At 66.7% G+C, this 11,487-nt stretch carries 17 protein-coding genes; 7 read left to right on the top strand and 10 right to left on the bottom strand.

Going from position 1 to position 11,487, the window contains the following annotated elements; genetic code table 11:
• Window positions 1–7: 7 nt before the first annotated feature.
• Together AC3A5N_RS09615 and AC3A5N_RS09610 are read left to right on the top strand one after the other, a co-directional pair.
• Window positions 8–313 carry a hypothetical protein gene (locus AC3A5N_RS09615; RefSeq protein WP_487737208.1) on the top strand — a complete coding sequence of 102 codons (306 nt, stop codon included), beginning with the start codon at window positions 8–10 and terminating at the stop codon, window positions 311–313.
• A 101-nt stretch (window positions 314–414) separates the two neighbouring features.
• The gene (locus tag AC3A5N_RS09610; RefSeq protein ID WP_487737092.1) at window positions 415–765 is read left to right on the top strand and encodes a DUF2200 domain-containing protein; all 351 of its coding nucleotides are present in this window, start codon (window positions 415–417) and stop codon (window positions 763–765) included.
• A 24-nt stretch (window positions 766–789) separates the two neighbouring features.
• Here the strand turns inward: AC3A5N_RS09610 and AC3A5N_RS09605 are convergent, their stop codons facing one another.
• From AC3A5N_RS09605 to rpsU, 7 genes are all read right to left on the bottom strand, one after another.
• Window positions 790–1,155, bottom strand: coding sequence for a VOC family protein (locus AC3A5N_RS09605; RefSeq protein ID WP_487737091.1), 366 nt, complete (start codon window positions 1,153–1,155; stop codon window positions 790–792).
• A 30-nt stretch (window positions 1,156–1,185) separates the two neighbouring features.
• Window positions 1,186–2,682, bottom strand: a complete 1,497-nt coding sequence (gene gatB / locus AC3A5N_RS09600) for an Asp-tRNA(Asn)/Glu-tRNA(Gln) amidotransferase subunit GatB (protein WP_487737090.1) — start codon at window positions 2,680–2,682, stop codon at window positions 1,186–1,188.
• Window positions 2,679–2,999, bottom strand: coding sequence for a trypco2 family protein (locus AC3A5N_RS09595; RefSeq protein ID WP_487737089.1), 321 nt, complete (start codon window positions 2,997–2,999; stop codon window positions 2,679–2,681). Before AC3A5N_RS09595 ends, gatB begins: the two co-directional genes overlap by 4 nt.
• A complete protein-coding gene (gene gatA, locus AC3A5N_RS09590) occupies window positions 2,996–4,480 on the bottom strand; it encodes an Asp-tRNA(Asn)/Glu-tRNA(Gln) amidotransferase subunit GatA (RefSeq protein WP_487737088.1) in 1,485 nt (494 codons plus the stop codon). The genes AC3A5N_RS09595 and gatA overlap by 4 nt, the downstream gene beginning before the upstream one ends.
• Window positions 4,480–4,782: an Asp-tRNA(Asn)/Glu-tRNA(Gln) amidotransferase subunit GatC gene (gene gatC / locus AC3A5N_RS09585; RefSeq protein WP_119513176.1), complete on the bottom strand. Its 303-nt coding sequence runs from the start codon at window positions 4,780–4,782 to the stop codon at window positions 4,480–4,482. Before gatC ends, gatA begins: the two co-directional genes overlap by 1 nt.
• A gap of 84 nt (window positions 4,783–4,866) precedes the next feature.
• Window positions 4,867–5,433, bottom strand: coding sequence for an FKBP-type peptidyl-prolyl cis-trans isomerase (locus AC3A5N_RS09580; RefSeq protein WP_487737087.1), 567 nt, complete (start codon window positions 5,431–5,433; stop codon window positions 4,867–4,869).
• Window positions 5,434–5,516: 83 nt separating this feature from the next.
• Entirely contained in the window at window positions 5,517–5,723 is a 207-nt protein-coding gene (gene rpsU / locus AC3A5N_RS09575; RefSeq protein ID WP_119513172.1) for a 30S ribosomal protein S21, read from the bottom strand.
• 212 nt (window positions 5,724–5,935) lie between these two features.
• On the opposite strand from rpsU, the gene crcB reads away from it, so the two are divergent.
• From crcB to AC3A5N_RS09550, 5 genes are read left to right on the top strand one after another with little or no spacing between them, the layout of a single operon-like run.
• Entirely contained in the window at window positions 5,936–6,346 is a 411-nt protein-coding gene (gene crcB / locus AC3A5N_RS09570) for a fluoride efflux transporter CrcB (RefSeq protein ID WP_487737086.1), read from the top strand.
• Window positions 6,343–7,458 carry an RluA family pseudouridine synthase gene (locus AC3A5N_RS09565; protein WP_487737085.1) on the top strand — a complete coding sequence of 372 codons (1,116 nt, stop codon included), beginning with the start codon at window positions 6,343–6,345 and terminating at the stop codon, window positions 7,456–7,458. The genes crcB and AC3A5N_RS09565 overlap by 4 nt, the downstream gene beginning before the upstream one ends.
• Window positions 7,455–8,108 (top strand): HAD-IA family hydrolase, encoded by a 654-nt coding sequence (locus AC3A5N_RS09560; RefSeq protein WP_487737084.1) that lies wholly within the window; start codon window positions 7,455–7,457, stop codon window positions 8,106–8,108. Before AC3A5N_RS09565 ends, AC3A5N_RS09560 begins: the two co-directional genes overlap by 4 nt.
• Complete coding sequence (locus AC3A5N_RS09555; protein ID WP_487737083.1) at window positions 8,105–8,311, top strand: hypothetical protein; 207 nt, start codon at window positions 8,105–8,107, stop codon at window positions 8,309–8,311. Before AC3A5N_RS09560 ends, AC3A5N_RS09555 begins: the two co-directional genes overlap by 4 nt.
• Entirely contained in the window at window positions 8,308–9,000 is a 693-nt protein-coding gene (locus tag AC3A5N_RS09550) for an ATP12 family chaperone protein (protein WP_487737082.1), read from the top strand. The genes AC3A5N_RS09555 and AC3A5N_RS09550 overlap by 4 nt, the downstream gene beginning before the upstream one ends.
• A gap of 30 nt (window positions 9,001–9,030) precedes the next feature.
• Here AC3A5N_RS09550 and AC3A5N_RS09545 read toward each other — a convergent pair whose 3' ends face one another.
• Genes AC3A5N_RS09545 through AC3A5N_RS09535 form a run of 3 tightly spaced genes read right to left on the bottom strand, consistent with a single transcriptional unit; the run spans window position 9,031 to window position 11,486 of the window.
• Entirely contained in the window at window positions 9,031–9,621 is a 591-nt protein-coding gene (locus AC3A5N_RS09545) for an ABC-type transport auxiliary lipoprotein family protein (protein WP_487737081.1), read from the bottom strand.
• Window positions 9,622–9,647: 26 nt separating this feature from the next.
• Window positions 9,648–10,607, bottom strand: a complete 960-nt coding sequence (locus AC3A5N_RS09540; RefSeq protein ID WP_487737080.1) for an MlaD family protein — start codon at window positions 10,605–10,607, stop codon at window positions 9,648–9,650.
• A gap of 9 nt (window positions 10,608–10,616) precedes the next feature.
• Window positions 10,617–11,486, bottom strand: coding sequence for an ABC transporter ATP-binding protein (locus AC3A5N_RS09535; protein WP_487737079.1), 870 nt, complete (start codon window positions 11,484–11,486; stop codon window positions 10,617–10,619).
• Between the last annotated feature and the right edge of the window lies 1 nt (window position 11,487).

Here is an 11,487-nt window from a genome sequence, read left to right as displayed (position 1 = left end):
GATGACTATGTCTGTTGGCGGCACTTACGACTGCGTGACCAAGACCCCGATGGGTGAGCAGAAGAGCACCTTCACCGTGGTCCCGAGCGAGGACGGCACGACCTTCACCGGCAGCAATGCCGGCACGCTCGGCTCGATGGAGGTGAAGGACGGCAAGATCGACGGCAACACGCTGACCTGGAAGATGGACATGACCGTCCCGATGCCGATGACACTGGACGGCACGGCCACGGTCGACGGCGACCAGCTCACCGGCTCGGTCAACGCCGGCGCTTTCGGTGCCATGCCGATGACAGGCCAGCGCCAGGGCTGACACTCGCCCTTCGCGAAGAGAACGAGGGCCGCCGGAGCGATCTGGCGGCCCTTTTCTTTTCGCACCCGGTCCGGCAAAACTCGGTCTTCCCGGAGGGCATCATGGCCAAGCACCGCATATATTCGATGAGCGTGGCGGGCGTGTATCCCCACTACATCGCCAAGGCGGAGAAGAAGGGGCGCACGAAAGCCGAAGTCGACGAGATCATCCGCTGGCTGACCGGACACAGTCAAACGTCGTTGGAAGACGAGCTGGCGAAGAAGACCAGCTTCGAGGATTTCTTCGCGCAGGCTCCCGAAATGAACCCCGCGCGCTCGCTGATTACCGGGACGGTTTGCGGTGTGCGGGTGGAGGAGATCGAGGAGCCGCTGATGCGCGAGATCCGCTATCTCGATAAACTGATCGACGAGCTCGCGAAGGGCCGTCCGATGGAGAAGATATTGCGCGCCTGAGCCGCCAAGCGTCCACCGCCGACGCTAGCGATTGTTTGGCGAGGGTTCCCACAACTCGATCGGGTTTCCTTCGGGATCGTGGATGCGGCAGAAGCGGCCGACTTCGGAATCCCACTCCGCGCGCGTCTCGACGGCGATTCCGGCGGCTCTAAGATCCGCCATGGCAGCGTCCAGACCGTCGACGCGGAAGTTGATCAGCCACTGCTGTTCGGAACGCCCGAAGTACTGGGTGTCCGCGGCGAACGGGGCGAACACCGTCGGCCCCGCCTGCTGGCGCCAGACGGTCTTCGCGATGTCGTCGATCCCCAGGTGCGTCTCGTACCAGGCGGCGAGAGCGGCCGGGTCACGTGCCCGGAAGAAGAAACCTCCTACGCCCGTAACCCTGGTCATCACGCTCTCCCCTTGTGTGGCCGGTGGAAGCTAGCCCAGCTTGGCCTTCAGCAGTTCGTTCACGACCGCCGGGTTAGCCTTGCCCTGCATGGCTTTCATCGTCTGGCCGACGAAGAAGCCAAACAGCTTGTCCTTCCCGCCGCGGTATTCCTCGACCTTGTCGGCATTGGCGGCGAGGACCTTGTCGATCTCGGCCTCGATCGCGCCAGTGTCGCTCTGCTGCTTGAGACCTTCGGTCTCGGCGATCTCGGCCGGCTCGCGGCCGGTCTTGAGGGCGATCTCGAAGATCTCCTTCGCCTGCCCGCCGGAGATCTCGCCCCTGGCCTGCATGTCGAGGATCGCTGCCTGTGCTTCTGCCGTCGCGTACGCCGGATTCGCCTCGTCGCCGAGCGCGTTCATCACACCCGGCGCGACCGAGAGCGACCAGTTGGCGACCTGCGTAGCGACATCCTTCTCGGGCTTGCCGATGCCCTTCGCCGTCGCCGCGAGCAGCGTCTCGAAGCGCGCGAAAGTCTCGACTTCAGCCGTCAGTTCGCGCGCATTATAGTCGGTCAGGCCCAGCTCGTCGGTGTAGCGCCGCCGCTTGGCATCTGGCAGTTCCGGCAGCGAAGCGCGGCATTCCTCGAGGAACGTGTCGTCGAGTTCGAGCGGCAGCAGGTCGGGATCGGGGAAGTAGCGATAGTCGTGCGCGTCTTCCTTGCTCCGCATTGAGCGGGTGGTGCCGGTGTTCGGGTCGAACAGACGGGTTTCCTGCACCACGGTGCCGCCATCCTCGATCAGGTCGACCTGGCGGCGCGCCTCGTATTCGATCGTCTGCATGACGAAGCGCACCGAGTTGACGTTCTTCGTCTCGGTCCGAATGCCGAGCTCCTCGCCCGCACGGCGGACCGACACGTTCACGTCGGCGCGCATCGAGCCTTCCTCCATATTGCCGTCGCACGAGCCGACGTAGCGCAGGATCGTGCGCAGCTTGCGCACATAGGCGCCCGCTTCGGCCGGCGAGCGCATGTCGGGCCGCGAGACGATCTCCATCAGCGCGACGCCGCAGCGGTTGAGGTCGACGTAGCTCATCGTCGGGTGCTGATCGTGCATCAGCTTGCCCGCGTCCTGCTCGACATGGATGCGCTCGACGCCGATGACCTTGTCCTGCGGGATGCCAGCCTTCTCGTCCGCCTCGATGGTCAGCGAGCCCTCGCCCACCAGCGGGTGGTAGAGCTGACTGATCTGATAACCCTGCGGCAGATCGGCGTAGAAGTAGTTCTTGCGATCGAACCGGCTCCACCGGTTGATCACGGCCTCGATCGCCATGCCCGTGCGCACCGCCTGCCGGATGCACTCGCGGTTCGGCACCGGGAGCATGCCCGGCATCGCCGCGTCGATCAGGCTCACCTGCGTGTTCGGCTCCGCCCCGAACTCGGTGGAGGCGCCCGAGAACAGCTTGGCGTTCGAGGTGACCTGCGCATGGACCTCGAGGCCGATCACGACCTCCCACTCGCCCGTCGCGCCCTGGATGCGGTAAGTGCTCATGCCAATGTCGATCCCAGCTTTGAAAGGTCCAGGGGCTTTCCATCCGACTTTTTCGATGCCCCAACCTCGAATGAAATGCGACTCAGCTCCTCATCGGCCGAGGCTCTCTTTCCTTCCGCATTAAACACTTGAATTTTGAAACCACCGCCAGCTTCGGAAGACTTGGTGGCTTTGACAGCAACTTCGAAAACAACCTTTTGCGGAATACTGAAATTATGTGTTCTTGAGGATGCCCCTTCTACTCCGACTGCAATTGCGTTCAGAGTCGATGCAACGAATGCCGCCAACTCTTCGTTGTTGATGCGATCGTCGCTCACCACCACTTCTCCGGCTTCGCATCGAAGCCCGCACGCTGCTGAATCGCGAGGCCGGCGTTCAGCACGCCCTGCTCGTCGAAGGCCTTGCCGATGAGCTGGAGGCCGAGCGGCAGGCCGTCGCCGTTGAGCATGGCCGGCACGCTCATCGCGGGCAGCCCGGCGAGGCTGGCGGGAACGGCGAAGACGTCGTTCAGGTACATCGCCAGCGGATCGTCCATCTTGTCGCCCAGCGCGAAGGCCGCGGTCGGCGTCGTCGGCGCGAGGATCACGTCGCACTGCGCCCAGGCCTTCTCGAAATCGCGCGCGATCAATGTGCGGACCCGCTGCGCCTGGTTGTAGTAGGCATCGTAGAACCCCGCAGAGAGCACGTAGGTGCCGATGAGGATGCGGCGCTTGACCTCGTCGCCGAAGCCCGCGGCGCGCGTGGCTGCGTACATGTCCTGCAGCCCGGCACCGTCCGGCAACGCGCGCAGGCCGTAACGGACCCCATCGTAGCGCGCGAGGTTACTGGAGGCTTCGGCGGGTGCGATGATGTAGTAGGCCGGCAGCGCATATTTCGTGTGCGGCAGACTGATGTCGACCACCTCGGCGCCCGCGTCACGCAGCCATTCCTTGCCGCGCTCCCAGCTTTCCAGGATCTCGGGGTCGGTGCCCTCCATCCGGTATTCCTTCGGGATGCCGACTTTCTTGCCGCGCAGATCGGCGGAGAGGTTCGCTTCCCACTCGGGCACCGGCAGGTCGAGAGAGGTCGAATCCTTCGGATCGAAGCCGGCCATCGCTCCGAGCATGACCGCGCAATCCTCGACGCTGCGCGCCATCGGTCCGGCCTGGTCGAGACTGGAGGCGAAGGCGACGACGCCCCAGCGGCTGCAACGGCCGTAGGTCGGCTTGATTCCGCAGATGCCCGTGAAGGCGGCCGGCTGGCGGATCGAGCCGCCCGTGTCGGTGCCCGTCGCCGCCGGCGCGATCCGCGCGGCCACTACCGCCGAGGAGCCGCCCGACGATCCGCCCGGCGCGAGATCGGCGTTACCGCCGTCCTTGTGCCGCCACGGGCTGATCACGTTGCCGAAATAGCTCGTCTCGTTGGAGGAGCCCATCGCGAACTGGTCGAGGTTGAGCTTGCCCAGCATGCCCGCGCCCGCGTTCCACAGGTTCTGCGAAACGGTGCTCTCGTACTCGGGTGTGAAGCCTTCGAGGATATGGCTCGCCGCGGTGGTCTGCACGCCCCTAGTGGCGAACAGGTCCTTCATCCCGATGGGCACGCCGGCCATGGCGCCGAGCTGTTTGCCCGCGGCGCGGTCGGCGTCGACCTGCTCCGCCGCTGCCAGCGCGTGCTCAGGCGTGGTGACGATGAAGGCGTTGAGCTCGCCCGCCGCGGCGACGGCGGCGTTGTGCGCCTCGGCCACTTCGCGCGCGGTGAAGTCGCCTGCGGCAACCCCGTCGCGGATCGCCTTGACGCCGAGTTCGGTCAGTTCGGTCATTATTCGATCACCTTGGGCACACCGAAGAAGCCGTGCTCGGCCGCGGGCGCGTTCGCCAGCACCGCGTCGCGCCGGTCGCCGCCGGTCAGCGGGTCGGCGTCGATCACGTCGTCGCGCAGGCGCAGGGTATTGGGGATGACGGCGGTCATCGGCTCGACCTGCGAGGTATCCACCTCGCCAAGCTGCTCGACCCAGTCGAGGATCTGCGAAAGCTCGGGCGCCATGCGCGCGAGCTCGTCCTCGCTCATCTTGATACGGGCCAGCGAGGCGATCTTCGCCACAGTGGTCTGGTCGACGGACATGAGAATTGCCCTTCGTCTGGAGGGTGATGTTCGCGAGCGGCGCTAGCAGCGCGCTCCCGGGCGTTCAAGCGGCGGCAGTGCGCCTCATTGCCCCGGTTGCGGCGCGCCTTCGGACATCTGCTGTTGCTGCTGCATCTGCATCATCTGCTGGACCATCGCCACGCGGCGCTGGAAGTCCTCGCGGCTCATGATCTCGGTCACTTCCATGTCGAAGATCAGATCAGCGCCTGCGGGAATGCCCGAGCCGGGCGGCGGCGCGTCGCCATAAGCGAGATCCGCCGGGATCTCGAGCACGTACTTCCCGCCCTTCTGCATCTGCTGCAGTCCTTGCTCGAAGCCCGGAATCGTCGCGCCTTCCTCGATCGGGAACGGATTGCCGTCGGGCAGGAGCCCCGGGGGAAGCGGCAGAGACTGCGACTGGTCGAACACGGTGCCGTCGGCCAGCTTGCCGGTGTACTTCACGAACACGACCTCGCCGACTTGCGCGGTCGGGCCGGTGCCCGCACGCACTTCCTCCACGTCCACGCCTTGCGGCACGGTCGCCCAAGCGATTCCCGCCGCAAGCAGCACCGCCGCGGCAACGCCGAACCAGAGTTTGGTGAGCGAGCCTTTCGCGATCGGCTGGAGAGGGACGCGGGTGACTTCGGCCATGTCGGGTTCCTGAATGCAAAAGGGCGCGGGGATCGGCCCGCGCCCTGATGGCTTATCGCTGTGACGTCTTCAAGCGAGTCGCGTTATTTCGCGCCGTCGCGTTCCAGCCGCTTACGCTCGAGCTTACGGGCGCGGCGAACGGCTGCCGCCTTCTCGCGAGCGCGCTTCTCGCTCGGCTTCTCGTAGTGGCGACGCAGCTTCATTTCGCGATACACACCCTCGCGCTGCAGCTTCTTCTTGAGCGCGCGCAGGGCCTGGTCGACATTGTTATCGCGAACGACGATCTGCATAAATTCAAATACCTCACAGCAACAGCGCGAAACCCGCCCAACGCGAGTCGCGCCTTTCGAGATCAACGAAAAATGTGCCGAATCCGTTCCGGATCGGCTCGAACCGAGGCGCGCATAAGCGAACTCGCATCGATTGGCAAGCCGCCACGCCGCCTGGCATCCCAAACGCGCTGCGGGATGACGAACGAACCAATGCGGTCTAAGGGGCGGCGATGTCCGCTATTTCACCCTTCACTGCATCGCTCTACGTCTTCGCCGGCGGCGGGGCGGGAGCGCTGCTGCGTTACCAGGGGGGCCGGTTCATGACCCACCTGCTCGGGCCCCAGGCCGTCACCGCCTTTCCATGGGCCACGCTGACCGTCAACGTGATCGGCAGTTGCGCCATGGGCCTACTCGCCGGCTGGCTGGCGCGGCATGGCGATGCGGGGGGCGAGCAATGGCGCCTCCTGATCGGCGTCGGCCTGCTGGGCGGCTTCACGACCTTCTCCGCCTTCAGCCTCGAACTCATGCTGCTGATCGAACGCGGGCAGCCGTGGCTGGCGGTGAGCTACACGCTGATCTCGGTGCTCGCGGGCCTCACCGGGCTCTACATCGGTCTCATTGCCATGCGGATTGCAGGATGAGCGACTCGGTCCGCCAGTTCACCGTCCAGCCCGACGACGACGGGGTGCGACTCGACCGGTGGTTCAAGCGCCACCTGCCGCAGATCGGCTTCGCGACGATTTCCAAGTGGGCCCGCACTGGCCAGATTCGCATCGACGGCGCGCGCGCGAAGCCCGAGGATCGGCTCGCCGCCGGCCAGGTCGTGCGCGTCCCTCCGGGCGGTGAAGCTCCGCACCGCAAGCCCCAGACGAAACCCGAGTTGACGGCCGACGAGATCGCCGAAGCGCAGGCAATGGTGATTGCGCAGACGCCGTCCGCAATCGTGCTCAACAAGCCGCCCGGCCTCGCGACGCAGGGCGGCACCAAGACCCACCGCCACGTCGACGGGCTGCTCGATGCTTTCTCGCCGGGCGAAGACGATCCGCGCCCGCGCCTCGTACACCGGCTCGACAAGGACACCAGCGGCGTGCTGCTCGTAGCGCGCACCCCGGGGAGCGCCGCGTCGTACTCCAGGCGCTTCTCGGGCCGCAGCGCGAAGAAGGTCTACTGGGCGCTGATCGTCGGCGTGCCCGACGTGCCCGAGGGCACGATCGACGCGCCCCTGGCGAAGCAGCCCGGCACCGGTGGTGAGAAGATGCATGTCGACGAGGAGAACGGCCAGCGCGCCGTCACGCGCTACCGCGTGGTCGACAAGGTCGCGAAGCGGGCGGCGTGGGTCGAGCTGGAACCGATGACCGGGCGCACGCACCAGCTGCGCGTTCATATGGCCGCGATCGGCCATCCGATTCTCGGCGACGGCAAGTACGGCGGGCAGGACGCCTTCCTGACCGGCAGCGTGAGCCGCAAGATGCATCTTCACGCGCGGCGGCTGATCATCGAGCAGCCGGAGGGCGGCAAGCTCGACGTGACGGCGGACTTGCCCGAGCATTTCGCGGCAAGCATGGAGCAGCTCGGCTTCGATCCGGCGCTCAGCGATGCCGAGCCGCTGCGCGAGGAATCGAACGAGCGCACGCCCGCGGAGAAGAAGCAGGCGGCCCGTGCCCATGCCAAGCAGTATCGCCGGGGGCGCCGGGGCGAACGCCGGTCGCGCGGCGCCGCTCCGAAGCCCAAGGGCGGAGGCAAGCGCAAGTGACCGTACGGCTGGCGATCTTCGACTGCGACGGCACCCTCGTCGATGGACAGGCGGCGATCTGCAACTCGATGGAAACGGCCTTCGCCAACGCGGGTCTGCCTGCCCCGGACCGGCACGAAGTGCGCCGCATCGTGGGGCTGAGCCTTCCGCAGGCGATCCGGCTGCTCGCGCCCGATGCGGACGAGGTGCTGCACCGTCACGCGGTCGACGCCTACAAGGAAGCGTTCCGTGCCTGCCGGCTCGACGGGACGTTGGAGGAGCCGCTGTTCGACGGCATCGCCGACGTGCTCGTGCGCTTGGCGGAGAGCGGCTGGACGCTCGGCGTCGCGACCGGCAAGTCCGACCGAGGGCTCACAAGCTGCCTCGCGGCCCACGGCCTCTCCGACCATTTCATCACGCTCCAGACCGCCGACCGCCATCCCTCCAAACCGCACCCCGCCATGGTCGAGGCGGCGCTGGTCGAGGCAGGTGCGGAAGCGGCCGATGCGGTGATGATCGGCGACACGACATTCGACATGGAGATGGCCCGCGCCGCCGGCGTGCGCGCGATCGGCGTCGCCTGGGGCTATCACACGGAAAGCGAGCTGCGCGAGGCAGGCGCCGAGCACGTCGCCGCGACTCCGGTCGAGCTGGGAGACCTGCTGTCATGAACGATCCTGCACAATCCCGCTATTTCGCGATGGTCGCGGTGCGCTTTGCCGGCGTCGCGCTGATCCTGCTCGGCATCCTCGTGGTACGCCGCGTGCTGGAGCTGCCCGACGTCCTCGGTTACGTGCTGCTGCTCGCGGGGCTGGTCGGTTTCTTCGTCATGCCCACCGTTCTCGCGCGGCGCTGGCGGAGCCCGAAGGAATGAAGCGCTTCTACCGCGAGGTTGCGGTCGAGAAAGTAGAGGGCGGATGGCGCGTCACGCTCGACGGCCGCGCCATCAAGACCGCCCTCGGCGCGCCGCAGATCGTGCCGACGCGCGAACTCGCCGAAGCGCTTGCCGCAGAGTGGTCGCAGCAGGGCGACGAGATCGACCCGCACACGTTCCCGCGGCGCGACATGGCCGACTACGCGATCGACGTGGTGCGCGCGGATCGCTCGGCGGCGATCAGCAAGCTGATGGCTTTCGCCGAGACCGATACGCTCTGCTACCGCGCCGATCCCGACGAGCCGCTCTTCCGCCGCCAGCATGAAATTTGGGAGCCGCTGGTGACCTCTCTGGAAGCGCGCGAGGGTATCCGGCTCGACCGCGTGAGCGGAGTGATCCACCGCCCCCAGCCGCAAGCCAGCCTCGATGCCCTGCGCGCGCTGCTCGGCACGCTCGACGATTTCACGCTCGCCACCTTGCAGACGATGGCCTCCCTCTGCGCCTCGCTGTGCATCGCACTGGAGGCGCTGGAGGCGAACGCCGATGCCGAGGCGCTCTGGTCGGCCGCCCATCTCGAAGAGGAATGGCAGGCCGAGCTGTGGGGCCGCGATGCCGAAGCCGAGGCGCGGCGGGACAAACGGCGGGCGGAGTTCCTGGAAGCGTTCCGCTTCGCGAGGATCCTGGTCTAGCGCGAGCGGATCAGATCCGGTCGCAGTCCCTCACCCGACCCATTCCGCGACTTGCCCCGCAACATCGTTCGCCGCGCGGTTGAGTGCCTCGCCCACCGGTCCCGCTTCGGCTGCGACGCCCGGGATCACGCTTTCGAAACGACGGGTCTCGATGGCATCGCCTTCCGCCTCGCGGATCGCATCGAACCGCACCACGACCGAGGACGTGCGCGCATCGTAGCCGAAATCGCGCAGCACGCCGCGGATCTGGGTGTTCGGCGTGAGTGCCGGATCGTCGGAATCGATCACCACGCGGTTGCTGCGGGTGCGGATCGTCTCGGCGAGCAGCCCGCGGAACAGGCGCGCGGGCTTGTCCACCCACACCGCGTCCTTGAGGTAGGCGATGTTGGCATCGTCCACCTGCACCGGCACGCGCACGACGTCGAGCCGTGCGGGCGCGTCGGGCACGAGGATCGCGAGCGCTCCCGCCGCACTGCCCGTCGTGCTCGATCCGGCCGGCGCCTCCGCCGTGGGCGTCAGCGTCAGCAGGCTCTCCGGCGGTTCCGCACCGAAGCTCACGCAGCCGGCGAGCGCGGCTAGTGCCGCCAGCGCCGGGAATATCCTGATGGCTGTCGCGCGCATCGCGTTCCCCTGTCTCTTCGCGCCGGTCATGGCTCGTAATCGGGCAGCTTCTGCCCGCCGATCAGCGAACCGGCGCCTTGTGTCTCGATCTTTTCGGTCACGCTGCGCAGCGCCTTGCTGGTCGCGCGCAGGTCCTGCATCGCCGCCTCGGCCGCGGGCAGCGTGCTTTCGTTGAGTTGACGCGCCGCCGGCTGCACTTCCGTCAAAGTGGTGCTGAGCGCCTGCGCGGCGCTGTCGGCGGACTTGAGCGTCGTGCGGAGCTGGTCCGCCAGCCCTTGCCCTTCCTTGTTGAGCAACTGGTCGGCCGATCCCATCACCTTCTCGAACGAATCCAGCGCCTCGCTCGACTCGCGCAAGGTCACCTGGAGTTCAGCCAGCGTGCGCTGCACTTCGGGCGCCGTCTGCGCGAGGTCGGCGGTGATCTGGTTGGTGTTGCGCAGAATGCCTGCGATCTCGCCCTGATTCTCGTCCGACAGCAGCATGGTCAGCCGCTCGGTCAGCGTGGCGAGCCGCTCCAGCAGCAGCGGCGCGTTGGCGAGCAGTTCGCCGAGGCCGCCCGGCTTGGTCGGGATCACCGGCACGCCTTCGGGGCAGGCGGTGTTGCCAGGCCCTTCCTCGCAAGTGATCGGCGGCGCATCGCGGCGCGCGCCATCGAGCAGGATCGTGGATACGCCGGTGAAGGAGCCCTGGACCGTCGCGGTCGTGCCGATGCGAATCGGCACGTCTTCCTTCACCTTCACCCGGACGCGGACGAACTGCGGATCGGTCTCCCACAGCGAAATCTCGCTGACCTGCCCCACCGGCACGCCGGCGAAGGAGACCTGCGATCCGTTGGCAAGGCCGGCGACCGACTGCTTGAAGAAGATGTCGTATTCGTCCTGCTGCCCCTGCCCCAGTCGGGCGAGCCAGACGAAGAACAGCGCAAGCCCGGCCAGCAGCACCAGCGTGATGGCTCCGACCCAGACGTGATTTGCGCGCGTTTCCATTCGCTTGCCCTAATCCCCGCTTTGCCCGCGTTTGTCCATGCTCTCGGCCCGGCGCTTGCTGGCCTGGGCCGCGCGCCCGCGCGGCCCGTTGAAGTATTCGTCGATCCACGGATGGTCGGTTTCGAGCAGTTCGGGGATCGTACCAACCGCGATCACCTTCTTGTCCGCCAGCACCGCAACGCGGTCGCAAATCTCGTAGAGCGTATCGAGATCGTGGGTGATGAGGAAGACCGTGAGGCCGAGCGTCTGCTTGAGCTCGCGCGTCAACCGGTCGAACGCCGCGGCGCCGATCGGATCGAGCCCCGCGGTCGGTTCGTCGAGGAACAGGAGCTCCGGATCGAGCGCGAGCGCCCGCGCCAGCCCCGCGCGCTTCTTCATCCCGCCCGAAAGCTCCGCCGGATACTTGGTCACCGCATCTTCAGGAAGGCCCGAGAGCATGACCTTGTAACGCGCGATCTCGTGCATCAGGTCGGGCTGGATCTCAGGGTAGAACTGCTTGAGCGGAACCTCGACGTTCTCCCCCACGGTCAACGTGGAGAACAGCGCGCCGCCTTGGAACAGGACTCCCCAGCGGTTGCGAATGCCGAGGTTCTCGTCGGGCTCGGCGTTGGTCATCGAGCGTCCGAAGACCTCCACCTCGCCCTCGTCGGGGGTTTGCAGGCCGATGATCGAGCGCATCAGCACCGACTTGCCCGTGCCCGACCCGCCCACGACACCCAGGATCTCGCCCCGGTTCACAGTCAGCGAAAGATCCTCATGCACCGTCTGATCACCGAAGCGATTGACGAGCCCTTCCACCACGATCGGGTGATCACCGCGGAATCGCTCGTAGCGGCTCAGGCCGCGCTCCTCGAGTTCGTGATCGAGATCGTCGGCCATC

The organism is Pelagerythrobacter sp. Soil_C_18, from assembly GCF_057657235.1.
Note: the sequence above shows the minus strand (reverse complement) of the source record. Positions and strands in the feature narration are given on the sequence as shown.

Coding starts and splice junctions, on each gene's coding strand:
- AC3A5N_RS09535 (WP_487737079.1), bottom strand. CDS start 11,486: ATGGCCGACGATCTCGATCACGAACTCGAGGAGCGCGGCCTGAGCCGC.
- AC3A5N_RS09605 (WP_487737091.1), bottom strand. CDS start 1,155: ATGACCAGGGTTACGGGCGTAGGAGGTTTCTTCTTCCGGGCACGTGAC.
- AC3A5N_RS09550 (WP_487737082.1), top strand. CDS start 8,308: ATGAAGCGCTTCTACCGCGAGGTTGCGGTCGAGAAAGTAGAGGGCGGA.
- AC3A5N_RS09615 (WP_487737208.1), top strand. CDS start 8: ATGTCTGTTGGCGGCACTTACGACTGCGTGACCAAGACCCCGATGGGT.
- rpsU (WP_119513172.1), bottom strand. CDS start 5,723: ATGCAGATCGTCGTTCGCGATAACAATGTCGACCAGGCCCTGCGCGCG.
- gatB (WP_487737090.1), bottom strand. CDS start 2,682: ATGAGCACTTACCGCATCCAGGGCGCGACGGGCGAGTGGGAGGTCGTG.
- AC3A5N_RS09545 (WP_487737081.1), bottom strand. CDS start 9,621: ATGCGCGCGACAGCCATCAGGATATTCCCGGCGCTGGCGGCACTAGCC.
- AC3A5N_RS09580 (WP_487737087.1), bottom strand. CDS start 5,433: ATGGCCGAAGTCACCCGCGTCCCTCTCCAGCCGATCGCGAAAGGCTCG.
- crcB (WP_487737086.1), top strand. CDS start 5,936: ATGTCCGCTATTTCACCCTTCACTGCATCGCTCTACGTCTTCGCCGGC.
- gatA (WP_487737088.1), bottom strand. CDS start 4,480: ATGACCGAACTGACCGAACTCGGCGTCAAGGCGATCCGCGACGGGGTT.
- AC3A5N_RS09565 (WP_487737085.1), top strand. CDS start 6,343: ATGAGCGACTCGGTCCGCCAGTTCACCGTCCAGCCCGACGACGACGGG.
- gatC (WP_119513176.1), bottom strand. CDS start 4,782: ATGTCCGTCGACCAGACCACTGTGGCGAAGATCGCCTCGCTGGCCCGT.
- AC3A5N_RS09540 (WP_487737080.1), bottom strand. CDS start 10,607: ATGGAAACGCGCGCAAATCACGTCTGGGTCGGAGCCATCACGCTGGTG.
- AC3A5N_RS09555 (WP_487737083.1), top strand. CDS start 8,105: ATGAACGATCCTGCACAATCCCGCTATTTCGCGATGGTCGCGGTGCGC.
- AC3A5N_RS09610 (WP_487737092.1), top strand. CDS start 415: ATGGCCAAGCACCGCATATATTCGATGAGCGTGGCGGGCGTGTATCCC.